At 70.2% G+C, this 23,498-nt stretch carries 24 protein-coding genes; 19 read left to right on the top strand and 5 right to left on the bottom strand.

Annotated features, from left to right (window positions below; genetic code table 11):
- Positions 1 to 4: 4 nt before the first annotated feature.
- On the bottom strand, positions 5 to 442 hold the full coding sequence (gene dtd / locus E7742_RS13695) for a D-aminoacyl-tRNA deacylase (RefSeq protein ID WP_137799443.1): 438 nt from the start codon (positions 440 to 442) through the stop codon (positions 5 to 7).
- 225 nt (positions 443 to 667) lie between these two features.
- On the opposite strand from dtd, the gene infA reads away from it, so the two are divergent.
- From infA to E7742_RS13650, 9 genes are all read left to right on the top strand, one after another.
- Positions 668 to 889, top strand: a complete 222-nt coding sequence (gene infA, locus E7742_RS13690) for a translation initiation factor IF-1 (protein ID WP_003418601.1) — start codon at positions 668 to 670, stop codon at positions 887 to 889.
- A 75-nt stretch (positions 890 to 964) separates the two neighbouring features.
- Positions 965 to 1,078, top strand: a complete 114-nt coding sequence (rpmJ, locus tag E7742_RS13685; protein ID WP_003938068.1) for a 50S ribosomal protein L36 — start codon at positions 965 to 967, stop codon at positions 1,076 to 1,078.
- Between the two features lie 226 nt (positions 1,079 to 1,304).
- Positions 1,305 to 1,673: a 30S ribosomal protein S13 gene (rpsM, locus tag E7742_RS13680; protein WP_137799441.1), complete on the top strand. Its 369-nt coding sequence runs from the start codon at positions 1,305 to 1,307 to the stop codon at positions 1,671 to 1,673.
- Positions 1,673 to 2,086: a 30S ribosomal protein S11 gene (gene rpsK, locus E7742_RS13675; protein WP_005239680.1), complete on the top strand. Its 414-nt coding sequence runs from the start codon at positions 1,673 to 1,675 to the stop codon at positions 2,084 to 2,086. Before rpsM ends, rpsK begins: the two co-directional genes overlap by 1 nt.
- Positions 2,087 to 2,112: 26 nt before the next feature.
- Positions 2,113 to 2,718 carry a 30S ribosomal protein S4 gene (gene rpsD / locus E7742_RS13670; RefSeq protein ID WP_137799440.1) on the top strand — a complete coding sequence of 202 codons (606 nt, stop codon included), beginning with the start codon at positions 2,113 to 2,115 and terminating at the stop codon, positions 2,716 to 2,718.
- Positions 2,719 to 2,818: 100 nt separating this feature from the next.
- Complete coding sequence (locus tag E7742_RS13665; RefSeq protein ID WP_137799439.1) at positions 2,819 to 3,883, top strand: DNA-directed RNA polymerase subunit alpha; 1,065 nt, start codon at positions 2,819 to 2,821, stop codon at positions 3,881 to 3,883.
- A 55-nt stretch (positions 3,884 to 3,938) separates the two neighbouring features.
- Positions 3,939 to 4,499 carry a 50S ribosomal protein L17 gene (rplQ, locus tag E7742_RS13660; RefSeq protein WP_137799438.1) on the top strand — a complete coding sequence of 187 codons (561 nt, stop codon included), beginning with the start codon at positions 3,939 to 3,941 and terminating at the stop codon, positions 4,497 to 4,499.
- Positions 4,500 to 4,582: 83 nt separating this feature from the next.
- Positions 4,583 to 5,440, top strand: coding sequence for a tRNA pseudouridine(38-40) synthase TruA (gene truA, locus E7742_RS13655; RefSeq protein WP_137801209.1), 858 nt, complete (start codon positions 4,583 to 4,585; stop codon positions 5,438 to 5,440).
- A gap of 69 nt (positions 5,441 to 5,509) precedes the next feature.
- Positions 5,510 to 5,950 carry a hypothetical protein gene (locus E7742_RS13650; RefSeq protein ID WP_137799437.1) on the top strand — a complete coding sequence of 147 codons (441 nt, stop codon included), beginning with the start codon at positions 5,510 to 5,512 and terminating at the stop codon, positions 5,948 to 5,950.
- A 36-nt stretch (positions 5,951 to 5,986) separates the two neighbouring features.
- On the opposite strand, the gene E7742_RS13645 is transcribed toward E7742_RS13650, so the two are convergent.
- Positions 5,987 to 7,129: an acyl-CoA dehydrogenase family protein gene (locus E7742_RS13645; RefSeq protein WP_137799436.1), complete on the bottom strand. Its 1,143-nt coding sequence runs from the start codon at positions 7,127 to 7,129 to the stop codon at positions 5,987 to 5,989.
- 69 nt (positions 7,130 to 7,198) lie between these two features.
- Here E7742_RS13645 and E7742_RS13640 point away from each other — a divergent pair, with 69 nt between their 5' ends.
- Positions 7,199 to 7,768, top strand: a complete 570-nt coding sequence (locus tag E7742_RS13640) for a TetR/AcrR family transcriptional regulator (RefSeq protein ID WP_137799435.1) — start codon at positions 7,199 to 7,201, stop codon at positions 7,766 to 7,768.
- A gap of 51 nt (positions 7,769 to 7,819) precedes the next feature.
- Positions 7,820 to 8,374, top strand: coding sequence for an NADPH-dependent FMN reductase (locus tag E7742_RS13635; RefSeq protein WP_137799434.1), 555 nt, complete (start codon positions 7,820 to 7,822; stop codon positions 8,372 to 8,374).
- A gap of 4 nt (positions 8,375 to 8,378) precedes the next feature.
- Here the strand turns inward: E7742_RS13635 and eccE are convergent, their stop codons facing one another.
- Complete coding sequence (gene eccE / locus E7742_RS13630; RefSeq protein WP_137799433.1) at positions 8,379 to 10,025, bottom strand: type VII secretion protein EccE; 1,647 nt, start codon at positions 10,023 to 10,025, stop codon at positions 8,379 to 8,381.
- Between the two features lie 131 nt (positions 10,026 to 10,156).
- Between eccE and eccB the strand changes: the two genes are divergently transcribed.
- A complete protein-coding gene (eccB, locus tag E7742_RS13625) occupies positions 10,157 to 11,632 on the top strand; it encodes a type VII secretion protein EccB (protein WP_137799432.1) in 1,476 nt (491 codons plus the stop codon).
- Between the two features lie 16 nt (positions 11,633 to 11,648).
- Here eccB and mycP read toward each other — a convergent pair whose 3' ends face one another.
- A complete protein-coding gene (gene mycP, locus E7742_RS13620; RefSeq protein ID WP_254699004.1) occupies positions 11,649 to 13,037 on the bottom strand; it encodes a type VII secretion-associated serine protease mycosin in 1,389 nt (462 codons plus the stop codon).
- A complete protein-coding gene (eccD, locus tag E7742_RS13615; RefSeq protein WP_254699003.1) occupies positions 13,034 to 14,503 on the bottom strand; it encodes a type VII secretion integral membrane protein EccD in 1,470 nt (489 codons plus the stop codon). Before eccD ends, mycP begins: the two co-directional genes overlap by 4 nt.
- Before the next feature lie 221 nt (positions 14,504 to 14,724).
- On the opposite strand from eccD, the gene eccCa reads away from it, so the two are divergent.
- The 7 genes from eccCa to rpsI all read left to right on the top strand — a co-directional run bounded on the left by eccCa (position 14,725) and on the right by rpsI (position 23,394).
- Positions 14,725 to 18,732 (top strand): type VII secretion protein EccCa, encoded by a 4,008-nt coding sequence (eccCa, locus tag E7742_RS13610; protein ID WP_137799429.1) that lies wholly within the window; start codon positions 14,725 to 14,727, stop codon positions 18,730 to 18,732.
- Positions 18,729 to 20,030 carry a type VII secretion-associated protein gene (locus E7742_RS13605; RefSeq protein WP_175420487.1) on the top strand — a complete coding sequence of 434 codons (1,302 nt, stop codon included), beginning with the start codon at positions 18,729 to 18,731 and terminating at the stop codon, positions 20,028 to 20,030. Before eccCa ends, E7742_RS13605 begins: the two co-directional genes overlap by 4 nt.
- A 189-nt stretch (positions 20,031 to 20,219) precedes the next feature.
- Entirely contained in the window at positions 20,220 to 20,534 is a 315-nt protein-coding gene (locus E7742_RS13600) for a WXG100 family type VII secretion target (RefSeq protein WP_137799427.1), read from the top strand.
- Between the two features lie 48 nt (positions 20,535 to 20,582).
- Positions 20,583 to 20,867, top strand: a complete 285-nt coding sequence (locus E7742_RS13595; RefSeq protein WP_175420486.1) for a WXG100 family type VII secretion target — start codon at positions 20,583 to 20,585, stop codon at positions 20,865 to 20,867.
- Positions 20,868 to 21,025: 158 nt separating this feature from the next.
- Complete coding sequence (gene rocD / locus E7742_RS13590) at positions 21,026 to 22,288, top strand: ornithine--oxo-acid transaminase (protein WP_137799426.1); 1,263 nt, start codon at positions 21,026 to 21,028, stop codon at positions 22,286 to 22,288.
- 159 nt (positions 22,289 to 22,447) lie between these two features.
- Entirely contained in the window at positions 22,448 to 22,891 is a 444-nt protein-coding gene (gene rplM / locus E7742_RS13585; protein ID WP_137799425.1) for a 50S ribosomal protein L13, read from the top strand.
- A complete protein-coding gene (gene rpsI, locus E7742_RS13580; protein ID WP_137799424.1) occupies positions 22,888 to 23,394 on the top strand; it encodes a 30S ribosomal protein S9 in 507 nt (168 codons plus the stop codon). The genes rplM and rpsI overlap by 4 nt, the downstream gene beginning before the upstream one ends.
- Positions 23,395 to 23,498: the final 104 nt, after the last annotated feature.

The following is a 23,498-nucleotide window of genomic DNA, read 5'->3' as shown; positions in this document are numbered from 1 at the left end:
ACGGTCAGCCGTCGAGGAGCACGGTGACCGGTCCGTCGTTGACCAGGCTCACCTGCATGTCTGCGCCGAAGCGTCCCACCTCGACCACCGCGCCCAGCTCGCGCAGCGCGGTGGCGAAGTCGTCGACGAGCGGTCCCGCGACCGCGCGGGGTGCGGCGGCGGACCACGACGGGCGCCGGCTCTTGCGGGTGTCACCCATGAGGGTGAACTGACTGACCACCAGGATCGGGGCGTCGACGTCGGAGGCGGACTTCTCGTCGTCGAGGATGCGCAGCCGCCACACGCGTCGGGCGAGGTTGGCGGCGGCGATCGGATCGTCGTCGTGCCCGACGCCGAGGAGTACGAGCAGGCCCTGACCGTCGGCGGGCGGCCTGATGCGGGCGACCTCCTCGCCGTCGACGGTGACCGCTGCGGAGGTGACCCGTTGGACGAGCGCGCGCATGTGGGTTGTCTTCCTTCGCGTGTGGGGACCGGTGGCCGCATTTGGCCTGGTCGGCAAATGCCGGTAGCATGGAACAACGGTGCGCCCTGCGTATCGGTTGTTTGCGTGTCCGGCCCGGCGTCGGAGGACGTTCTCGGCCGTCGAACTGCACAGAGCGACCGCTGTAGCGGCTACCGGTGACGGTAGCCGATGCACCCACACGCCACTCAACGGATCGCGGAGGATATGGCTAAGAAGGACGGGGCCATCGAGGTCGAGGGACGAGTTGTCGAGCCGCTGCCCAATGCGATGTTCCGCATTGAGCTGGAGAACGGCCACAAGGTCCTCGCACACATCAGCGGCAAGATGCGTCAGCACTACATTCGCATTCTTCCCGAGGACCGCGTCGTCGTGGAGCTTTCGCCCTACGACCTGTCGCGTGGGCGCATCGTTTACCGCTACAAGTAACAGCTTCCCCGGCCACACCGGCCGGGGAGAACTATGTCTGCCCTCGGGTGGACACACAACAGGAGATCAGACGCAGTGAAGGTTCAGCCTAGCGTCAAGAAGATCTGCGAGAAGTGCAAGGTGATCCGCCGTAACGGGCGCGTCATGGTGATCTGCGAGAACCTGCGTCACAAGCAGCGTCAGGGCTAGACCCACAGATCACAGGGCTTCTTCTTCGAGATCGGCTTGGCAACAAGCGTAAAGAAGACCTCCCAGCACCAGCCGCCACCCGGGCCCCGAGTACTGACGACGGGCAGGTAGCGGTTCACCCCCGGCACGGAGGCCGGGGCCCCACTGCGAGTGTTTGACCGCAGAGTTTTTCAGACGCAGGGGACGGACTGGGAGCAGACCTCCGCACACCGATAGGAAATGCCACATGGCACGTCTCGCAGGTGTCGATCTTCCTCGCGACAAGCGCATGGAGATCGCACTGACCTACATCTACGGCATCGGCCGTACCACCTCGCAGGAGATCCTCGCTGCCACGGGCGTGAGCCCGGACCTGCGCAGCAAGGACCTGTCCGACGAGGACCTCGCCAAGCTCCGCGAGTACATCGAGGAGTCAGTGAAGGTCGAGGGTGACCTGCGCCGCGAGGTGCAGGCGGACATCCGCCGCAAGATCGAGATCGGCTGCTACCAGGGCCTGCGCCACCGCCGTGGTCTGCCCGTGCGTGGACAGCGCACCAAGACCAACGCCCGTACCCGTAAGGGTCCGAAGCGCACCGTCGCAGGAAAGAAGAAGTAATGCCCCCCAAGTCACGTAGCACCGGTCCGAAGAAGACCCAGAAGGCGCGTCGCAGGGACAAGAAGAACGTCCCGCACGGTGCCGCTCACATCAAGAGCACCTTCAACAACACGATCGTGTCGATCACCGACCCGGCCGGCAACGTCATCTCCTGGGCGTCGTCGGGCCACGTGGGCTTCAAGGGCTCGCGTAAGTCGACGCCGTTCGCCGCTCAGCTCGCCGCCGAGAACGCTGCCCGCAAGGCACAGGAGCACGGCGTCAAGAAGGTCGACGTCTTCGTGAAGGGCCCGGGCTCGGGCCGCGAGACCGCGATCCGCTCGCTGCAGGCTGCCGGCCTCGAGGTCGGCACCATCTCCGATGTCACCCCCCAGCCCCACAACGGCTGCCGTCCGCCCAAGCGGCGTCGGGTTTAAGTAGCGGGAAGGATAGGTAGAAGAACATGGCACGTTATACCGGACCCATCACCCGCAAGTCGCGTCGTTTGCGCGTCGACCTCGTCGGAGGCGACCAGGCATTCGAGCGGCGTCCCTACCCGCCCGGCCAGCACGGCCGCGCGCGGATCAAGGAGAGCGAGTACCTGCTCCAGCTGCAGGAGAAGCAGAAGGCTCGCTTCACCTACGGCGTCATGGAGAAGCAGTTCCGCCGCTACTACCAGGAGGCGGTCACCCGTCCCGGTAAGACCGGTGAGAACCTGCTCCAGATCCTGGAGTCGCGTCTCGACAACGTCGTGTACCGCGCCGGACTCGCTCGTACCCGCCGCCAGGCGCGTCAGCTCGTCACGCACGGTCACCTTCTCGTGAACAACAAGAAGGTCGACATCCCCAGCTACCGCGTCTCGCAGTACGACATCATCGATGTCCGCGAGAAGTCGCTGGCGACCCTGCCGTTCCAGATCGCCCGTGAGACCCAGGGCGATCGCCCGATCCCGGGCTGGCTGCAGGTCGTCGGTGGACGCCTCCGCATCCTGGTGCACCAGCTCCCCGAGCGTGCGCAGATCGAGGTTCCGCTGCAGGAGCAGCTCATCGTCGAGTTCTACTCGAAGTAAGGCGTAATGCCCGGGAGTGGCCGGTAACGACCGCTCCCGGGCCCCAGGCCTTTCCCATCGTGGGCGTCATATGGCGGACGCCCGTACAGGAGGAAATCCAATGCTCATTTCTCAGCGACCCACGCTGACCGAAGAGGTCATCGCTGACAACCGCTCGAAGTTCGTCATCGAGCCCCTCGAGCCAGGCTTCGGGTACACCCTCGGCAATTCGCTGCGCCGCACCCTGCTGTCGTCGATTCCCGGCGCTGCTGTCACCAGCATCCGCATCGACGGCGTCCTGCACGAGTTCACCACCGTCCCCGGGGTGAAGGAAGACGTCACCGACATCATCCTGAACCTCAAGGGCCTGGTCGTGAGCTCCGAAGAGGACGAGCCGGTCACCATGTACGTCCGCAAGCAGGGCCCCGGGGTCGTGACTGCTGGCGACATCGTTCCGCCGGCAGGTGTCACGGTCAACAACCCGGATCTGCACATCGCCACCCTGAACGACAAGGGCAAGCTGGAGATCGAGCTCGTCGTCGAGCGCGGTCGCGGCTACGTCCCCGCCGTCCAGAACAAGGCGTCCGGCGCCGAGATCGGCCGTATCCCGGTCGACTCGATCTACTCGCCGGTGCTCAAGGTCACCTACAAGGTGGAAGCGACCCGCGTCGAGCAGCGCACCGACTTCGATCGGTTGATCCTCGACGTGGAGACCAAGAACTCCATCACCGCACGGGATGCGCTCGCTTCTGCGGGCAAGACCCTGGTTGAGCTCTTCGGCCTCGCCCGTGAGCTGAACGTCGAAGCAGAAGGCATCGAGATCGGACCCTCGCCCGCCGAGGCCGATCACATCGCGTCCTTCGGACTCCCCATCGAGGACCTGGACCTGACGGTCCGTTCCTACAACTGCCTCAAGCGCGAGGGTGTTCACACCGTCGGTGAGCTCGTGGCACGCACGGAGTCCGATCTGCTCGACATCCGCAATTTCGGACAGAAGTCCATCGACGAGGTCAAGGTCAAGCTGCATTCGCTCGGCCTCGCCCTCAAGGACAGCCCTGCGTCCTTCGATCCGACGACCGTTGCCGGCTACGACGCCGCCACCGGTACGTGGAGCGACACCGACGCCGGTTCCTTCAGCGACGCTGACGGCACCGACCAGGACTACGCCGAGACCGAACAGCTGTAACCCGTATCACCCGGCACATGGGCAAATGTGCTGGGCGAGCCCCAGAGGAGCTCCAATGCCCAAGCCCAAGAAGGGTGCCCGCTTCGGCGGGTCGGCGTCGCACCAGAAGGCGATCTTCGCCAACCTGGCGACCGCTCTCTTCGAGCACGGCCGAATCACCACCACGGAGGCCAAGGCCAAGGCCCTGCGTCCGTACGCCGAGAAGCTCGTGACCAAGGCCAAGGGTGGAACCCTGGCCGACCGTCGCGAGGTTCTCAAGGTCATCCGCAACAAGGACGTCGTGCACAGCCTGTTCGCGGAAATCGGTCCGTTCTACGCCGACCGCGAGGGTGGCTACACCCGCATCATCAAGACCGTTCCCCGCAAGGGCGACAACGCGCCGATGGCGATCATCGAGCTCGTTCAGGAGAAGACGGTCACCTCCGAGGCGGACCGCGCTCGTCGCGTCGCCGCGTCGCAGGCTGCTCCGGCTGCCGGTGACGACGCCGAGAACGTCGTCGAGGCCGTCGAGGCCGAGGCCACCGAGGCCGAGGTCGAGAACGCCGACGCCGTGGTCGAGGGTGTCGAGGACGAGACCGCGACCGCAGCCGACGCCGACGAGGCCAAGAAGGACTAGTCCACTTGGTTTCGGCACGCAGTGTGCATGCTGCCGCATCGAACGAACCCGCCGTTCCCTCCGGGGACGGCGGGTTCGCTCGGTTGCGGCTCGACATCTCCTACGACGGCACCGACTTCTCCGGCTGGGCCCGTCAGCCCGGCCGCCGCACGGTGTGCGGGGAGATCGAGGAGAAGCTCGGCGCGATCGTCCGCACCCCCGTACTCCTGACGGTCGCGGGCCGCACCGACGCCGGTGTCCATGCGAGCGGCCAGGTCGCCCACGTGGACGTCCCGGCCGATGCCGTCCCGGAGGACCCGTCGCGTCTGGTGCGCCGGCTCGCCCGGTTCCTGCCGAAGGACGTTCGCGTCGAGCACGTCTCGTTCGCCCCCGAGCACTTCGACGCGCGGTTCTCCGCGATCCGGCGGCACTACGAATACCGGCTGACGACGGCGCCGTACGGCGCCGAGCCGCTCCGCGCCCGGGACACCGTCGCGTGGCCCAAGCATGTCGACGTCGACGCGATGCGGGAGGCGTCGTCGCGGCTGCTCGGGCTGCACGACTTCGCCGCCTTCTGCAAACGCCGCGAGGGAGCGACGACGGTCCGGGAGTTGCAGCGCTTCGACTGGACCGTGTCCGAGGCGCGCTCCGCAGGCTCCGCTCCCGACCGCGGGTACATCCTCACCGCCCACGTCACCGCCGACGCGTTCTGCTGGTCGATGGTTCGCAGCCTCGTCGGGGCCGCGCTCGCCGTCGGAGAGGGCCGTCGCACCGTCGACTGGATGGCGGGACTGCTCGCGGAGCGCGAACGCGCCAGTGCGGTGGCGGTCGCGCCGGCACACGGGCTGTCGCTGGTCCGCGTCGACTATCCGGCCGACGAGGACCTCGCCGCCCGCAACGCGGCGACGCGGGAGATGCGCACGGCAGTCGAACCGGGCACCGGCGGCTGCTGCGGCGGGTAGCCTCGAGCTCGAACGGGCCCGAGCTGCAGGACCGATGATCGGGCCTCCCCACGACCGAGGATCTCGACGATGAACGAATTGTGGCTCGCCGTCGAGGTTCTCGCGCCGGCGTTCTGGCTCGGGACGGTGTTCGCGATCTCGTTCCTGGAGGCGCCCCTCAAGTTCCGGGCGCCCGGTGTCACCATCGCGATCGGTCTGGGCATCGGCCGGCTCGTGTTCCGCGCGTTGAACCTCGTCGAGATCGTCGTCCTGGTCGCACTGTGGGTCGCGACGCTCGCGGCCGACGAAACTCCGAGTGCCGGCGTGCGAAACCTGCTGGCCGCGTTGACAATCGTGCTGGCGATCCAGGTCGCCGGGATCCGCCCGCCGTTGACGCGCCGCTCGGATCGCATCCTGGCGGGCGAGGAGCTACCCCGGTCACGAGCCCATCTGCTGTACGTCGCGTTCGAGCTGGTGAAGGTGATCCTACTGATCTGGCTGGCCGTGGTGACGGTCACCGCGCACCTCTGACGGCGCCCGGGACCGTCCCACGGCCTCTCGTCCGGTTCAGCCGGCGAGCTGGCGGGCGATGACGAGTCGCTGGATCTGGTTGGTGCCCTCGAAGATCTGGGTGATCTTCGCTTCGCGCATGTACCGCTCGACGGGGAAGTCCTGGGTGTAGCCGTAGCCGCCGAAGACCTGTACCGCATCGGTGGTGACCTTCATGGCGGCGTCCGTCGCGACGAGTTTCGCGACGGAGGCGTTGCGCGAGTAGGGGAGTCCGGCGTCGCGGCGACGGGCCGCGTCGATGTAGGTGGCGCGGGCGGAGTCGACCGCTGCGGCCATGTCGGCGAGGACGAAGCCCAGACCCTGGTGGTCGATGATTCGCTTCCCGAAAGCCTTGCGCTCCTTGGCATAGGCGACGGCGTCGTCCAGTGCACCCTGGGCGAGCCCCACGGCGACCGCCGCGATACCCAGGCGTCCGGAATCGAGGGCGCTGAACGCGATGGGCAGACCCTGACCGGTCGCTCCGATGAGCCGTTCGGCGGGGACGAACGCGTCGTCGTAGTGTGCCGCGGTGGTGGGCACCGCTCGCAGACCCATCTTCTCCTCGGGCTTGCCGAAGCTCAGACCGTCGGTGTCCCGGGGCACGAGGAAACACGAGATTCCGCGGGAGCCGTCATCGCTGGTCCGCGCGAACAACGTGTAGAAGTCGGCACGGCCGCCGTTGGTGATCCACGCCTTGCTGCCGTTGATGCGGAAGCCGCCGTCGACCTCGGTGGCCCGGCACGTCAGCGCCGCCGCGTCGGACCCGGCCTGTGGTTCCGAGAGGCTGTAGGCGCCGATCGTCTCGCCGCCGAGCATGTCCGGCAGCCACTTCGCCTTCTGCTCGTCGGTGCCGTGAGTGGCGAGGGCGAAGCAGGACAGGCTGTGCACGCTGGTCGCGACCCCCACAGCCGCCCACCGCGCCGCGATCTCCTCGAGAACCTGCAGGTAGACCTCGTAGGGCTGGTTGCCGCCGCCGAACTCCTCCGGGTACGGCAGGCTCAGCAGCCCGGCGCGTCCGAGAGCGGGGAAGACGCCGTCCGGGAAGGTCTCGTTCTTCTCGTGCTCGTCGACGATGGGCGCCAGTACCTTGTCGGCGACGTCGCGAGTCAGCTCGATGAGGTCGTGGGCTTCCTGGGTGGGTAGCAGGCGTTCGACGGGCACGGTGGTCTCCTCGCGGATCGACGAGTCGGAAAGTAGTACTGGGAGCGATACTGCAGTACCGTTTCCCGTATGGCAACTGCGGCGAGGACGACGGCACGACAGCTCGCGTTGTTCGACGAGCTGGTGGCCCTGATCCTCGCCGAGGGGTTCGCGCACTTCACTCTCGACGATCTGGCCGCGCGGCTGCACTGCTCGAAGTCCACGTTGTACCGCCTCGCCGACAGCAAGGACCAGCTCGTCCGCCGTGCCACCGTGCACTTCTTCCGCGGCGCCACCGAGAAGGTCGAGGCCGGCCTGTCCGGTGCGGTGGGCGCGCGGGAGCGGATCCGCGTGTATCTCGAGGCGGTCGGCGAACAGTTGCGGCCCGCGTCGGCGCGGTTCATGGAGGACCTCGCGGCGGACGCGGCGGCACGCGAGGTGTACGAGCGCAACACGCGGTTCGCGGCGCGGCGCGTCCAGGAACTGATCACCGAGGGCGTCGAGGCGGGGGAGTTGCGGGACGCGCACGCCGCCTTCGTGGGCGACGTCGCGGCCGCCGCGATGGTGCGCATCCAGCAGCGGTCGACGGCGGAGGCAACGGGTCTGGACGACGCGGAGGCGTACCAGGAACTGGCGATCCTGCTGACCCGCGGGCTCTGACCCTGCGCCCTAGGATCGGTTCCTGGGATCGGTGCGGAAGGGAGACTGTCGATGGAACCGGACCGGCCGCTGCGTCTCGAGGTGATCGTCGGAAGCGTCCGCGTCGGGCGGTTCGCGCCCGTCGTGGTGGACTGGCTCGTCGAACGGGCCGGCGCGCGCGAGGAATTCGACACCGCAGTGCTCGACCTCGCCGACGCTTCTCTGCCGCAGGATCTTTCGCGCACCCCCGAGGTGGATTCCTTCACCGACCGGATCGGGCGCGCGGACGCGTTCGTCGTGGTGACGAGCGAGTACAACCACGGCTATCCGGCGGCGCTCAAGACGGCGTTCGACACCGTCAAACACCAGTGGCGGGCCAAGCCCGTCGGCTTCGTCGCGTACGGCGGGATGTCCGGGGGATTGCGCGCGGTCGAGCAGTTACGGCAGGTGGTGGCGGAACTGCACATGGTTTCGGTGCGCGAGTCGGTCAGCTTCCATCAGGCGCGCAAGCACTTCGACCCCCAGGACGGCGCGGCGAACGACGCCGCCGGCCGGATGCTCACGCAACTGGCGTGGTGGGCCGGTGCCGTCCGGGCACAGCGCGCGCACACGCCGTATCCGGGCTGACGGTTCAGCGCGCGGCGACCGGCCGAGGCGCCGCGCCGACGGGCCGGCCGACGAACGCCGTCTCCGCTGCGATGGTCACGAGCGTCAGATCGATCCGCTCCCCGCCGGCGGCCAGGACCACGTGATCGCCGCAGGCGCCCGGCTGCACGATCGACACGGTGGGCGTGGTCCGGGGCAGGGTGCCGGGCTCGCGGTGCACGTGGACGGTGGTCACGCCGGCGCGCGACGGCGGAACGGGTACCCCGTCGACGACGACGGTGTCGAAGCCCGTTTCGGTCCAGGACGACCCGGCGCCCAGGCGCAGGCGCATCGGGGCCCGGACCGCGTCGACCAATTCCGCCCAGGCGTGCGGACGGTCGGTCAGGACGAGGACCCGGGAGCCCGTCGCGACCGCACGGAAGACGACCTGCCGCGCCAGGTAGTGCTCGCCCGCGATGTGGACCTCGGTGACCCCGGGCCCCGCGATCCGTGCGGTCACGGCCTTCCCGTCGCCGTCGGAACCGATGAGTTGTCCACACCCCACCGCCACCAGACCGAAGGTGTCGAGGCGGTCGGCCGTGATGTCGCCGAACGGGACGAGATCGTCGAGATGCGGGGAGGACGCGGGCAGGTGGGCCAGAAGCGACTCCCGATGCGTGCCCTGTGCGGAGATCAGGCCGCGCACCTTCAGGCGCGGCGCCGCCGCGGGTGTGGTGCGGCGGAAGGACACCCCGACCCGGACCTCGTCCGCGGCGCGGCCCGGACGTAGGCGCACGGCCGTCGTCGTCGCGAGACCGGGCACCGACCACAGCCCGGTCAGCAGTGCGCGGGACAGGTGGCGTGGGTCCACGGCGTTGCCGACGTCGAACGCGCCGGCGAGCGGAACGTGATCCCACTGCCGGCGCATCGTGTCCGGGTGGACGCCGCGGCAGATGCGCGCGCACGCCGACTCGATCTCCGCCGCCGACAGGATCCGGGCGCGACACCCGCCGTCGGCGAGGGTGCGCACCACCCGGCGGGCGGCGACGGCAACCGTGCGCGATGCGCCGTCCGTGCCGCCGCCGCGACGCGCGACCGACGCACCGTTCGTCGACGGATCGAAGCGCAGCACCACCCACACGGTCCGGCGGGCCGCGGCCGGCAGTGGGCCGACCAGTGCGTCGTACACGTCGGCGGCCGCAGTCCCCGCGACCGACCGGCTGCCGTGGCTGACGACGTCGATGCCGCTGAGGGTCACGTCGTTCTGTTCCAGGCAGCGCGCCAGTGCCGCGAGCGGCACCCGGTCCGGTGATGCGCACGTGTCCCGGTCGACGCGGGACCAACCGCCCCGCGGAGCCGGCAGCAACTCGACGACCGCGAGGACCTGGCCGTCGATCCACCGGAGCCCGACCGTCTCGCCGGGCGCCCGGAAGTCGGTTCCCTCCCCGATCCCGGGCCGGCGATCGAGCGCGAACCGCCACGCGGCCAGCATCCACGCGACGGGCGGGCGGCCACCGATCCGAACGAACATCGCCGCGCCGACGACCAGCGCCGGCGGGCCCGCGGCCCACAGCGGCAGGCCGGCCCACAACCCCAGCAGGCAGATCCCGGCCGCCAGCAGTTGCGCCACGACGACGGTGGTCACGGTGACGGCGGCCCGATACGGACGGCGTCCGGCACGAAAGTGGTCCACGGTTCCTCCCCGATACCTGAACCAGGCGGACTCGTCGTCCGCCGCAGAGTGCGTCACCGCGAACTGTACTGTGTGGGGTCGTGGCGCACGCCTCATGGGGGAGGGAAAGTGCGCATCCTGGGGGAGGGGACATGCCGGCACAGCCGACGACACGATGGCAGGTCAGTGGATACCGGTTTCTCGTCCGGCGGATGGAGCACGCACTCGTCCGCCGTGACGTGCGGATGCTGCACGACCCCATGCGCTCGCAGTCGCGGGCGCTGGCGGTGGGTGCGGTCGTCGCGTGTCTCGGCCTCGCAGCGTGCGCTGCGCTCGCGCTGATCCGGCCGCAGGACAAGATCGGAAACGCGTCGATCGTCGTCGGAAAGGACTCCGGCGCAATGTTCGTCGACATCGACGACACCCTCCACCCGGTCCTCAACCTGGCGTCGGCGCGACTGATCGTGGGCGAGCCGGCGAAGCCGGTGATGGTCGCCGAGTCCGAGATCGATGCGCGACCCCGCGGCGCCCTGGTCGGGATTCCCGGCGCGCCGTCCGCTCTACCGTCGGGTGCCGGTGCCGCCGGACAACCGTGGACCGTGTGCGACACGGCCGATTCGAACCGAACCGGCTCGGCGACAACGACCGTCGTCGTCGGCGAGCCCGCGTGGAGCGAGCACGTCGGCCCGCTCCGTGCCGGGGAGGCCCTGCTCGTCGCCCACTCCGATGTGACCTACCTCGTCTACGACGGGCATCGGGCGCCGGTGGACCTCGCCGATCGGGCCGTCACTCGGGCGCTCGGACTCGAGGGCGCCCAGGCACGTCCGATCAGCCGGGGACTGCTCGACGCCGTACCCGAGACGGTGCCGATCGAGGCGCCCCGGATACCGGACGTCGGAACGGTGCCACCCTACGAGATCGCCGGACGCACAGTCGGATCCGTCGTCAAGGTCAAGCGCGGTGACGACACCCGCTACTACGTGGTGCTGCGCGGCGGCGTACAGGAAGTCAGCGAAGCGACCGCCGTCCTCGTGCAGTTCTCCGACTCCCAGGGACTGTCCGAGGTGCCGGCGGTCGCCCCGGACGCGCTCGCGCAGGCACCCACCGCGCACGAACTGGACGTCGACTCCTTCCCCAGTGCCCCGCCCCGCATCGTCGACGCCCCTGACGAACCGGTCGGCTGCCTCACGTGGACCCCGAAAACGTCTGCCGAGGGCGACGAGTCGGGGCGCGTCGATGCCGAACTGACCGTGTCGGCCGGCCGCGCGCTGCCCATCCCCGAGGACGGGCGCCCGGTCCGTCTCGCGCAGGCCGACGGCGGCGGCGACAACGCCGACACCGTGTACGTCCGCCCGGGCAGTGGCGGACTCGTGCAGACGACCGGACTCGAAACCGGAAGCTCCCGCAAGGGCGGGCTGTTCTTCGTGGCCGACACCGGTGTCCGGTACGGCGTCGGAAACCCCGACGCCGCCAAGGCACTCGGATTCGACGGGGCAGGATCCCCGGCGCCCTGGCGCATGGTCGAACTCCTCGCGCCCGGGCCCGTACTCGGACGGCCCGAGGCACTCGTCGCGCACGACGGCGTGGCATCCGACGACAACGCCGCGCCCGTCGCATCCGGAAACTAGCCCGCAGCCGCCGCGGTCACCCCGTGCGGCGCCGCCGCAGTGCCTCCGTGAGGGCCACCCCGACCACCGACACCACGACGACGCCCGCCGTCGCGGACAGCGCCACCGTGCGCGGTCGCGTGTCCGGCGTCGGGTCGGGCGTCGGCGCAGGGATCGGTACCGACTGCGCGGTTGCCGTCGTGACCGGCCGGAGCGGCAGATCGGCCGTCAGCGCCGCCGCAGGGTCGACCACCCCGTGCCCGACGAACGGATTCCACCCCTCGGCCGGGGCGTGCGCGGTGGACTCGATCCGTTCGATCACCTCCCGAGCCGTCAGCTGCGGATGCCGGGCGCGCACCAGCGCAGCGGTCGCCGACACGAGCGGCGCCGCGAAACTCGTCCCGTCGAAGGACCGCTGCTCGCCCTGCCCCGTCGTCCAACTCCGGGTCTGCCCCCGCCCGTCGGGACTGAGCGAGACGATCCCTGTGCCGGGCGCGGCGACGTCGACCCACGGTCCGCCGAGGCTGAACTCCGACGCGGAACCGTCGGGGTTCACCGATCCGACCGTGAGCACGTAGTCGTCGTACCAGGCCGGGGTCGCGATCATCGCCACCGAATCCCACGGGTCCGCTGCGGGATTCACGGGATCGCGCGGCGGGTTCTGCACCGTGCACCCTCCGGAGCGATAGTTTCCGGCGGCCGCGACCACCACGGCGTCGCGCACGGTGGCCGCATACTGCACCGCGGCACCGAGTGATCCGTCGCCGATCCCGTCCGCCGCCGACCGGCACGCCACCTCGGAGATGTTGATGACGGTGGCCCCCAGATCCGCGGCCTGTCGGACGGCCATCGCCATCGTCTGGGTGTTGCCGTAGCCGGTGGAGTTCTGCACGTCGTTCGGGTCGTCCCGGCGCCGACTCTCGGAGAAGTTCGCGCTGGACTGCCGGATCGTGACGATCCGCGCGTCCGGGGCCCCACCCGCGAATCCGGAACCGGCAACCGGCCCCGCGGCGATGAGCCCCGCGACAACCGTGCCGTGCGCGTCGCAGTCGCCGATACCGTCCCCGTCGGAGACGTAGTCGCCGCCCGCCGTCAGGCCGGGCAGCCGCGGATGACGCGTGACGCCGGTGTCGATCACCGCGACGGTCTGACCCTGCCCGCGCGACAGCGGCCACACCGACGTGAAATCCATGGTGCGCTGCGGGAGCGGGACGTCGGGACTGTCGGGCATCGGCTCGGTGACCGCACACGCATTGCGCTGCTCGGTGGGAGCCAACGGCGCCGGGCGCGTGGGTGGCGGCAGCCGACCGGGATCGACGGGCGGCGGGACGGCGCCGCCGGCCACTCCCGCCCCGAGTGACGCCGTCAGGACGACGACCGCCGCTGCCAGACCGGCACGCAGCGCGCGCAGTGCCGGGGCGCTCACAGCCCGCGGACAGCCGCGAACAGGCCGGACACCCAGCACGCCAGCGGTACCACACTCGCGATCGCGGCGTAGTCGACGAGTTCGGCGGCGCGGCGCTGCACGGGGGAGAAGGCCGTGCGCGGAGCGGTGATACCGAGAACCAGCGCCGCGACGACGGTCGAGGCTGCCACGGCGAACACCCCGAACGCCGCGGAGGGCACCGCCACCGCCGTCATCGCGCAGAGGAGCACGAGAATCGCGCCGCCACCCCCGACGAGCGGGACGGCCTGCTGCGCCGCCGTGTAGGTGCGGCCGCGGAACATCAGCACGGTCGCCGCCGCGACGGCCAAAGCCGTACCCGGCCAGTAGATTCCGGTGCCGGACTGCGGGTATGCCGCGGCGAGGACGCCGAACCCGATGAGCAGGGTCGTGGCCGAGACCAGACCGGTGAGGAGTCGGCGGGCCCGGTCCGCGCGCGCCGCGACCGATTCGAACGACGGCAGGCGGCGGGAGTCGTCGGGGTCGTCCTCGGCGGGATCGACGGGCGTCCCCGGCGCCGGGACGGGCGGCAACGGAAGCTTCGCGAGCATGATCGCGACGCGGGGTGCGCAGGCGAGCCCGACGAGAGCCGCGCCGGCCAGCAGCGCGCCGACCGTCCGCACCGGCTGATCGGTGAGTGTCGCGCCCGACGCCGCCGCCGCCCCGAACAGCGACACGGTGACCGCGCCGCCGAACACTGCCTGTCCCGTTCCCGACGCGCGTAACGCCAGCACCGCCGCGGCACCGAAAGCCACGAGCCCCAGCAGGAGGTGCGGTGCGCCGCGCTCGCCCGGCACGAGTTGCACGCCCGCGACGAAGGCGAGCGGCAGGGCTGCCGAGCCGAGGGTGACCCCGGTGCCGGCGTCGCCGTACACCCGGGTCACGACGGCGCAGGCGACGAGAAGTGCCACGAGCGCCAGCAATGCGCAACCCGCCGCGACGAGTGCCGCGACCGTACCGTCGACCTGCGCCAGCGCGAGCGAGGCGGACACGGAGGCGGCCACGGCGAGTACGGAGCCGGTCAGTCGAGCCGTACGCGGATTCCACGGGTGCGCGTGCCCCGTCTCGGCGACGGCCACGTTGTACATGATGTCGTCGAACAGCGGCGGCGGGGGACTGGCGGCGACGTCGTCGAAGACGAGCAGCTCACCGTCGAGTACGCCGTGGTCCCGCAGGCTCAACGACGGATCGAGCGGTGGTGCCCCCACCCGCGACAGGGCCCAGCGGACCGGTTCCGTGGGCTCCCGAGCGGCATCGAAATCGTTGGCCGCGCTGTGCTTTCGGACCAGATCGGCGATGCCGGGGATCAGGAGATCCACGGGTACGGAGTGCGGCAACGCGAGGTCGATCTGCGTGTGCGGCGCCAGCACCGTGAGCCTGACGAGATCGGCCGGACCGCGTGGCCGCGCGTCGCCGCTCACTGCACGTTCGGTATCGACAACCGTCACGATCATCCCCCCGGATCTTCCGCGGCGCCGGTCCCCACCCGCGCCCCTCGCTTCGAATCACCGGCACTTTACCGGCTTCCCCGGACAGACCTCCAACGAGTGCGGTGACGGGATCGTGCGGTAGGTTGCGTTTCGCGAGTTCGAAGCCTGTGGGGGGCAACTCGGTGCGGTCCACGCGGCCGCCCGGGGGAGTGACCGGCGTTCTTGTGGGGGTGGCAGCAATGGGGACCGTGCATTTCGTGCGCCGGGCGCGCCGGGAGGCTCCGCGTACACCGGGTGGCGAGGTCGGGCTCCAGACGCCGCCCGAGATCCCCCGGGTCACGCCCGGGAGCCTGTTCACCAAGCTGCTCCCACTCGTGATGGTCGCGGCGATGGTGGGCATGGTCGCGCTGATGTTCACGTCGGGCATGGCGAGCAACCCGATGTCGTTGCTGTTCCCGGTCATGATGATGGTGTCGATGCTCGGAATGCTGGTCGGCGGCGGGCGGGGCGGGGGCGCCAAAGCGGCGGAGGCCGACGAGGATCGCAAGGACTACCTGCGCTACCTCGACCAGTTGCGCCGCGACGCGATCGAGACCGGCCGGGACCAGCGCACCGCGCTCGAGTGGAGTCACCCGGACCCCGGCGCGCTGTGGACCCTCGCCGGGACGGTCCGCATGTGGGAACGCCGGACCGCCGACCCCGATTACTGCCACGTCCGCGTCGGCCGGGGCAGTCAGCGACTCGCGACCCGACTGGTCCCGCCGGAGACCGGACCGGTCGAGGACCTCGAGCCCGTCTCCGCGGTGTCGTTGCGGCGGTTCGTGCGCGCGCACTCGGTGGTCGCGGACCTGCCCACCGCGGTCTCGCTGCGCGGGTTCGCGGCCGTCTCGATCGACGGCGACCGGTCCGACGCACGCGGGCTCGTCCGGTCGATGCTGGTGCAACTGTGCACCTTCCACGGCCCCGATCACGTTCGCGTCGCGGTGGTGTGCGGACCCGACACCGCGTCCGAGTGGGAGTGGGTCAAGTGGCTACCGCACGCGCAGCACCCGGACACCCGCGACGGGGTGGGGACGGCCCGGATGGTGTACGGATCCGCGCTCGAGCTCGAATCGTCACTCGGGCAGCACTTCTCGATGCGCGGACGGTTCTCCCGCAGCGCTCCGCCCACGGCGGGCGTGGCGCAGTTCGTCGTCGTGGTGGACGGCGGGATCCTGGACGGTGACAGCGGCGCGATCACCGACGGCGGGCTGGACTCGGTCACGGTGGTCGACCTGAGTGGTTACTGCCCGCGCCTCGCGGCCACCCGCGGACTGCAACTCGTGACCTCGGACGGTGCCCTCGGCGCCCGCAGTGGTGCCGGCACGGAGACGTTCGCGACCGCGGACGTCCTCACCGTCCGGGATGCGACGTCCGCGGCACGGCGGCTGGCTCCCTACCGGATCGCCCCGCGCACGGCCACGGAGCCGGGCAGCGAGGACGGAGCACCCGTCGCGGCCGGATGGAGCAGGCTGCTCGGGCTCGGGGACGTCGGCGCGTTCGATCCCGCACGCGCGTGGATGCCGCGCCACGGACGGGACCGGCTGCGGGTACCGATCGGGGTCGGTGTGGACGGCAGTCCCGTCGAGTTGGACCTCAAGGAGGCGGCCGAGAACGGCATGGGCCCGCACGGTCTGTGCATCGGCGCCACCGGCTCCGGCAAGTCCGAGTTCCTCCGCACGCTCGTGCTCGGACTCCTGGCGACGCATTCGCCGGAGGCCCTCAATCTCGTCCTCGTCGACTTCAAGGGCGGTGCGACCTTCCTCGGCCTCGACGACGCGCCGCACGTCGCCGCGGTCATCACCAATCTCGCCGAGGAGCTCGCGATGGTCGACCGCATGAAGGACGCGCTCGCCGGCGAGATGAACCGGCGGCAGGAACTGCTCCGGGCCGCCGGCAACTTCGCGAACGTCACCGAGTACGAGAGGGCGCGCAGCGCGGGCGCCGACCTGGCTCCGCTGCCCGCTCTGTTCATCGTGGTCGACGAGTTCTCCGAGTTGCTCAGCCAGCAACCCGAGTTCGCGGACCTGTTCGTCGCCATCGGCCGGCTCGGACGGTCGCTGCACATGCACCTGCTGCTGGCCAGCCAGCGGCTCGAGGAGGGCAAGCTGCGGGGCCTCGACAGTCACCTGTCGTATCGCATCGGCCTCAAGACGTTCTCGGCCAACGAGTCTCGCACCGTCCTGGGCGTGCCGGACGCCTACCACCTGCCCGCGTCGCCCGGCGCCGGCTACCTCAAGTGCGACTCCGCCGAGATCGTGCGCTTCCAGGCGTCGTACGTCTCCGGACCCTACGAGACCGAGAGTGGTCACCGATCCACGGAAGGGGCGGCGCCGGACGTCGACCTGCGGCCCCGCGCGTTCACGGCGACACCGGTCTCGGTGCCCGCGATCGAACAGCAGGTGAGGCCGCTCGAGCCGGAGCCGGCACCGGCACCGGAGGCGGACACCGATCCGCGGTCCGTGCTCGAGGTCCTCGTCCACCGGATCCGCGGCCGCGGCCCGGCGGCCCACGAGGTGTGGCTGCCGCCGCTCGACGCCGCCCCCGCCCTCGACCGGATCGTGCCGGCCTCCGCGCTCACGGGGCCGGTGCCCGCCGTCAGTACGCTGCGGGCTCCGATCGGTGTGGTCGACCGTCCGTTCGACCAGCGCCGCGACCTGTTGGTCGCCGACCTGGCCGGTTCGACCGGCAACGTCGCCGTCGTGGGCGGTCCACAGTCCGGCAAGTCGACGCTGCTGCGCACCCTGATCATGTCGATGGCCGTCGGGCATTCGCCGCAGCAAGTGCAGTTCTACTGCCTGGACTTCGGTGGCGGCACCCTGTCCGGTCTGGCCGGGCTTCCCCACGTGGGGGCGGTCGCGAACCGCCTCGACGTGGACCTGGTGCGGCGCACGGTGGCCGAGATGACCACACTCGCGCGACAGCGCGAACGGCGCTTCCGCGAACTCGGCATCGAGTCGATGGCGCAGTTTCGGCAACTGCGCGGCGACGGAGCCGACGGGCCAGCGGCCGACGACCGGTTCGGGGACGTCTTCCTGGTGGTCGACGGCTGGCCCAGCATCCGGCAGGACTTCGAGGCACTCGAACCGCAGATCACCGCCCTGGCCGGCCATGGCCTGTCGTTCGGTGTGCACGTGGTGTTGGCCACGCCGCGCTGGGCCGACATCAGGCCGGCGCTCAAGGACCAGCTCGGCACCAGGATCGAACTGCGCCTCGGGGATCCGACGGACTCGGACGTGGGACGTGCCAAGGCGATGCTCGTTCCGGGTGGCCGGCCGGGGCGCGGCATCACCCGCGAGGGGCTGCACCTGCTGGTCGCCCTGCCCCGGTTGGACGGTGCGAGCCGCACCGACGACCTCGGCGCCGCGGTCGCCGGTGCGGTCGAGCACCTCGCGGTGGTCCGTCCCGGGCCGCCCGCCCCCGCCGTACGGATGCTGCCCGACCGGATCCCTCGCGACCGGCTCCTCGCCGTCACCGCCGGGCAGCGGCTCGGTGCGGGGGAGCCGGACGCTGCGTGTCTCGCGGTGCCGATCGGGATCGACGAGGCCGAACTGGCTCCGGTGTACCTCGATTTCGCGGACCAGCCGCACTTCCTCGTCTTCGGTGACAGCGCATCAGGCAAGACGACTCTGCTGCGAGGAATCTGCGCGGGGCTGATGGAGTCGAACACGCCCCGGCAGGCGAAGCTCATCATCGGCGATTACCGGCGCACCATGCTCGGGGTGGTCGAGGGCGACCACCTGGCCGGATACGCCGCCTCGGCGACCACGCTCGCGACGATGATGACCGACCTCGCGGGGATCCTCGCGTCGCGGATGCCGGGCCCGGACACGACCCAGCAGCAGTTGCGTGAGCGCTCCTGGTGGTCCGGGCCGGAGATCTACGTCGTCGTCGACGACTACGACCTCGTCGCGACATCGAGCGGGAATCCGCTGACCCCACTGCTGGACTACCTCGCACACGCACAGGACCTCGGTCTGCACCTGATCGTCGCCCGCCGATCGGGCGGCGCGTCCCGTGCGTTGTACGAGCCAGTCATCGCCCGCATGCGGGACCTGGTGCCGGCGGGGTTGGTGCTGAGCGGCAGCCGGGACGAGGGCAACCTCATCGGCACGGTCCGTCCCAGCGAGATGCCACCCGGGCGGGGCACCTTCGTCTCCCGCCGCGGGACGTCGCTGGTGCAGCTCGCCTGGTTGCCGTCGCTGTGACGGGGACGCGGGTGTGCTTCGGCGACGACGCGATCCGGGTCGGGACCGGCCGGGGGAGCGTGGAGGTTCCCGACGAGACGATCCGTGACTGCCTCGACTGCATCGACGACGATCACCTGCTGGTGGGCGGACACCGCGTACCCACGGCGGACGTCCTTGCCGCCGCCCTCGCGAGGGCGCTCGTAAGTGCCACCGAGGGATCGGAATTCGTCGACGAACTCGAGGTCGTGCATCCCTCGCACTGGGGAGCGGTGCGCAGACAGGTCCTCGAGTCGGCAGCGCGGCGATGTGCCCGCGACGCGTCCGTCGTGCCGACCGCGGAGGCAGTGCGAGCTCCCGCGGGCGCCGCCCGGTGGGTCGTGCTCGAGCTGGCGCCGCTGTCGTGTACCGCGACACTGGTCGAGCGGAACCGGGACGGACACCCGACGATCGCGGCGTGCGAGATCGCTCCGACGACGGGCAGCCTCGACGTGCGGGACGATCCCGCGGCCGTCGCCGGGCTCGGGAGTCTGATCGAGGCGGTGGCGGGTGCTGGGGCGGTGGACGCCGTCCTGGTGACCGGCGCCGACGATGCGGACCTGCGCCGGATCGTTTCCGGGGCAATCGGTTCGGTGACATTCGTCTCGGCCCACGACATCGTCCGTGTCGAACCGCAGCCGCCCGCCGGTCCGGCGGCGCCGGCAGTCGAATCGGGGCTCTGGGCGGACGCCGGACCGGCGCATCCGACACCGGCCGTGCGGACGCGACGCCCGCGGGGGCGTGCGGTCCTGGTCGGCGCGGGCGGTGCGCTGGTCGTCGCCGCGGCGGTCGTGGGGGCCGCCGTCGCATTCCGCCCGGACCGTGAACCCGCTGCCGTCGATGCAGTCCAGACGTTGCAGCGCTTCGAGATCGGTCCGGCGAGTGTCGAACTGCCGTCCGGGTGGCGGTCGCGGTCACCGGAGCCGGGCCGTCTCGATCTGACGCCCGACGGCACCGGTGACCGCCGGATCGTCGTGATCCCGACGGCCGTCGGCGCGGGCTCCGACATCGCCACCGTCGCCCGCGCGCTGGAACGGCGGATCGCCGACCGTGGACCGGCCGGCCCCTTCTCCGAGTTCGATCCCGCAGCCGAGGTCGCGGGCCGGGTGGGCGTCTCGTATCTGGAGTCGCCGGACGACCGGTCCCGGGTGCGGTGGCACGTCCTGGTGGAGGACGGCGTGCAGGTGAGCGTGGGCTGCCAGTTCCGGGTCGGGGACTGGGACGCGCTGACGAGCGCGTGCGAGCAGGCGATCCGCAGTGTCGTGGTCCGGGCGTACTGAGCCGCCGCGGTACCAGTGCAGGGTCCGGAAAAAGATCCGGAAGCGAGGGAACCGAATCGACGCCCGAGTGCGTCAAACCACATGTAGGCGCGAACTGACTGCGGCGAGTCCCTGGGGGGCATCGGTGGGGCGGGACGCGGAAGCGAGATCCGGTGCCGTGGGCGTCGGGATGCATCCAAAGGAGTCGAAGTGAGCGATCAGATGAGGACCACCGTCGAGACCATGGAGGCCACCTCGCGTCGCGTCAGCGATGTGCGGACGGAAATCCAGGGTCTGCTGAGCACCCTCAAGGGTGAGGTGGACGGGATCCGCGGCGGTTGGGAGGGCTCCGCGGCCATCGCGTTCCACAGCCTCATGGAGCGTTGGGACGCCAGCGCGAACAAGCTGGGCCAGGCGCTCGACGCGATCAGCGAGAACATCAAGTCCAACAGTGTCTCGTACGACACCGCTCAGCAGGACCACACGAGCTCGCTCACCAACGTCGCGAGCAGCCTCAACATCTGATTCCGCTCGCCTGAATTCCAGATCATTCCAGTACGGACAGGAGCAGTCATGACCATGCGTTACTCGTTCGGGCAGATCGAAGCGCTCAAGCTTCGGATCGACTCGATCCAGGCTCAGATGAACGGCAAGCTGGACGACCTCAAGACCCACATCGCGCCGATGGTCGCGGAGTGGGAGGGCTCGGCGTCGGAGGCCTACCAGGCGCAGCAGGCCAAGTGGGACTCGGCGGCGCTCGAACTCAACCAGATCCTCGACGCCGTCGGCCGCGTGGTCGGCCAGGGCAACGCGGACATGCAGCAGGTGAACACCGCCGCTGCCAACAGCTGGGCGTAGCTTCCGCACTACGTCCGAATCGTGTGCCCCGACGGAGGAGAGCCGTCGGGGCACACGGGTGTCGGGACGAGAACCATTGCCGCCGAGGGTGGGTCGGCGGATACTGGCCTGACCCGAAGTCCAGTGGCGCCCGGCGCCAGGCGGGAGGGGCAGATTCCATGCCGGCGGGAGATCGTCTCGATACCGAGCTCGTCCCGGTCACGGCCGCCACCGCGGCCGAACTCGACCGCGGCGAGGCGCACAGTGCGCACAACTACAGTCCGCTCCCGGTGGTGATCACCTCGGGGCGGGGCGCCTGGGTGCGGGGAGTCGACGGCGTCGACTATCTCGACGTGCTCGCCGGGTACTCGGCGCTGAACTTCGGGCACGCGCACCCCGAGCTGGTCGAGGTGGCGCGCGAGCAGATCGGGCGGCTGACGCTGACGAGCCGGGCGTTCCAGCACGACCGGTTCGCCACGTTCTGCGCCGACGTCGCCCGTCTGTGCGGCAAGGATGCCGTGCTGCCGATGAACACCGGCGCCGAGGCCGTGGAGACCGCGCTCAAACTGGCGCGCAAGTGGGGGTACGAGGTCAAGGGTGTGCCCGCCGACCGCGCCGAGGTCGTCACGTTCACCGGGAACTTCCACGGCCGCACCATCGGGATCGTCGGGTTCTCGACCGATCCGGACGCCCGGGACGGCTTCGGTCCGTTCCCGCCCGGGTTCGTCTCGGTCGAGTACGGCGATCTCGACCGGCTGGCCGACGCGATCACCGACCGTACGGTGGCGGTGCTGGTCGAACCGATCCAGGGCGAGGCCGGCGTGCGGGTACCTCCCGACGGCTATCTCGCCGGGGTGCGCCGTCTGTGCGACGACCGTGACGTTCTCATGCTCGCCGACGAGATCCAGAGCGGCCTGGGCCGCACCGGGTACACGTTCGCGTGCGACCACGAGCAAGTCGTGCCCGACGTCTACATCCTCGGCAAGGCGCTGGGCGGCGGGATCGTGCCCGTGTCCGCGGTGGCGGCGGACCGCGACGTCATGGACGTTCTCCGCCCGGGTCAGCACGGCAGCACCTTCGGCGGCAACCCGTTGGCGTGCGCGCTCGGCAGCGCGGTCGTCCGGCTGCTCGAGACCGGCGTCTACCAGCGCCGCAGCCGCGACCTGGGCGACTTCCTCCACCGTGAGCTACGGCAACTGCCGGCCGGCCGGGTCGCGCAGGTGCGCGGGCGCGGACTGTGGGCCGGTGTCGAGCTGGCCGCGGGCGAGCCGCCGGCACGGGTGATCTGCGAGCGGTTGCTGGCGCGCCGGGTACTGGCGAAGGACGCTCACGAGGGCACGATCCGGATAGCGCCGCCCCTCGTGATCGAGGAGGCGGACCTCGCGTGGGCGGTGGAACGCCTGGGCGACGCCCTCACGGCGGCGGACGGCGGCCCCTTTTGACCCTGCTCCGCCCCAGCCGGTATCGTTCTACGTCGGCGTACCGTCTCCTGCCGTGTCCATGTGACGCGCAGAGGTGGTTTCCGGGTCTCAACTGGCCGCCGGGAACCGTCCGTGCAGTACGCCCGGCCAGCAGCAGAAACGAACAGACGAGGAAGTTCTGTGCCTACGTATTCCCCGAAGGCCGGAGACGTGACCCGTACCTGGCACGTCATCGACGCCACTGACGTGGTGCTCGGTCGCCTTGCCGTGCAGGCAGCCAACCTGCTCCGCGGCAAGCACAAGCCCACCTTTGCACCGCACATCGACGGTGGCGACTTCGTCGTCATCATCAATGCCGACAAGGTTGCCATCAGCGGCAACAAGCGTACGGACAAGTTCCTGTACCACCACTCCGGACATCCGGGTGGCCTCAAGTCCCGTTCGGTCGGCGAGGTTCTCGAGAAGAACCCGGATCGTCTCGTGGAGAAGGCCGTCGTCGGCATGCTCCCCAAGAACAAGCTGGGCCGCGCCATCGCGGGCAAGCTGAAGGTCTACGCAGGCCCGACCCACCCCCACACCGCGCAGCAGCCGGTTCCGTTCGAGATCAAGCAGGTCGCCCAATGAGCAACGAAGATTTCAACGAGGCCGTCGAGGTCGCGGCAGAAGAGCTCTCGGAGTACACCACCGAGACCGAGGCCACCGAGAGCTTCGAGGCCGCTCCGCAGGCCCCGATCGCGATCGACCGTCCGGTTCAGACCGTCGGCCGTCGTAAGGAGGCGGTCGTCCGCGTCCGCCTGACCCCGGGCACCGGCGAGTTCAAGCTCAACGGGCGCACCCTCGAGGACTACTTCCCGAACAAGGTGCACCAGCAGCTGATCAAGGCTCCGCTGGTCATGGTCGAGCGCACCGAGTCCTTCGACATCACCGCCCTCCTCACCGGTGGCGGCCCGTCGGGCCAGGCCGGCGCTCTGCGTCTCGCCATCTCCCGCGCCCTGGTCGAGGTCACCGCCGAGGATCGCCCCGCGCTCAAGCGCGCCGGCTTCCTGACGCGTGACGCCCGCGCCGTCGAGCGCAAGAAGTACGGCCTGAAGAAGGCCCGCAAGGCATCTCAGTACTCCAAGCGCTGATGTGTCGCCGGGGCCGACATCCGTGTCGGCTCCGGCACCTGTTCTTCCACGAGAGCAGGCGTTCGTAGAGTTCTTCGCTACCGGACGCCTGCTCTTGTGTTTTA

Origin of the sequence: Rhodococcus sp. SGAir0479, from assembly GCF_005484805.1 — a bacterium.
In the GTDB taxonomy this organism is placed as follows: Bacteria; Actinomycetota; Actinomycetes; order Mycobacteriales; family Mycobacteriaceae; genus Prescottella.
Note: the sequence above shows the minus strand (reverse complement) of the source record. Positions and strands in the feature narration are given on the sequence as shown.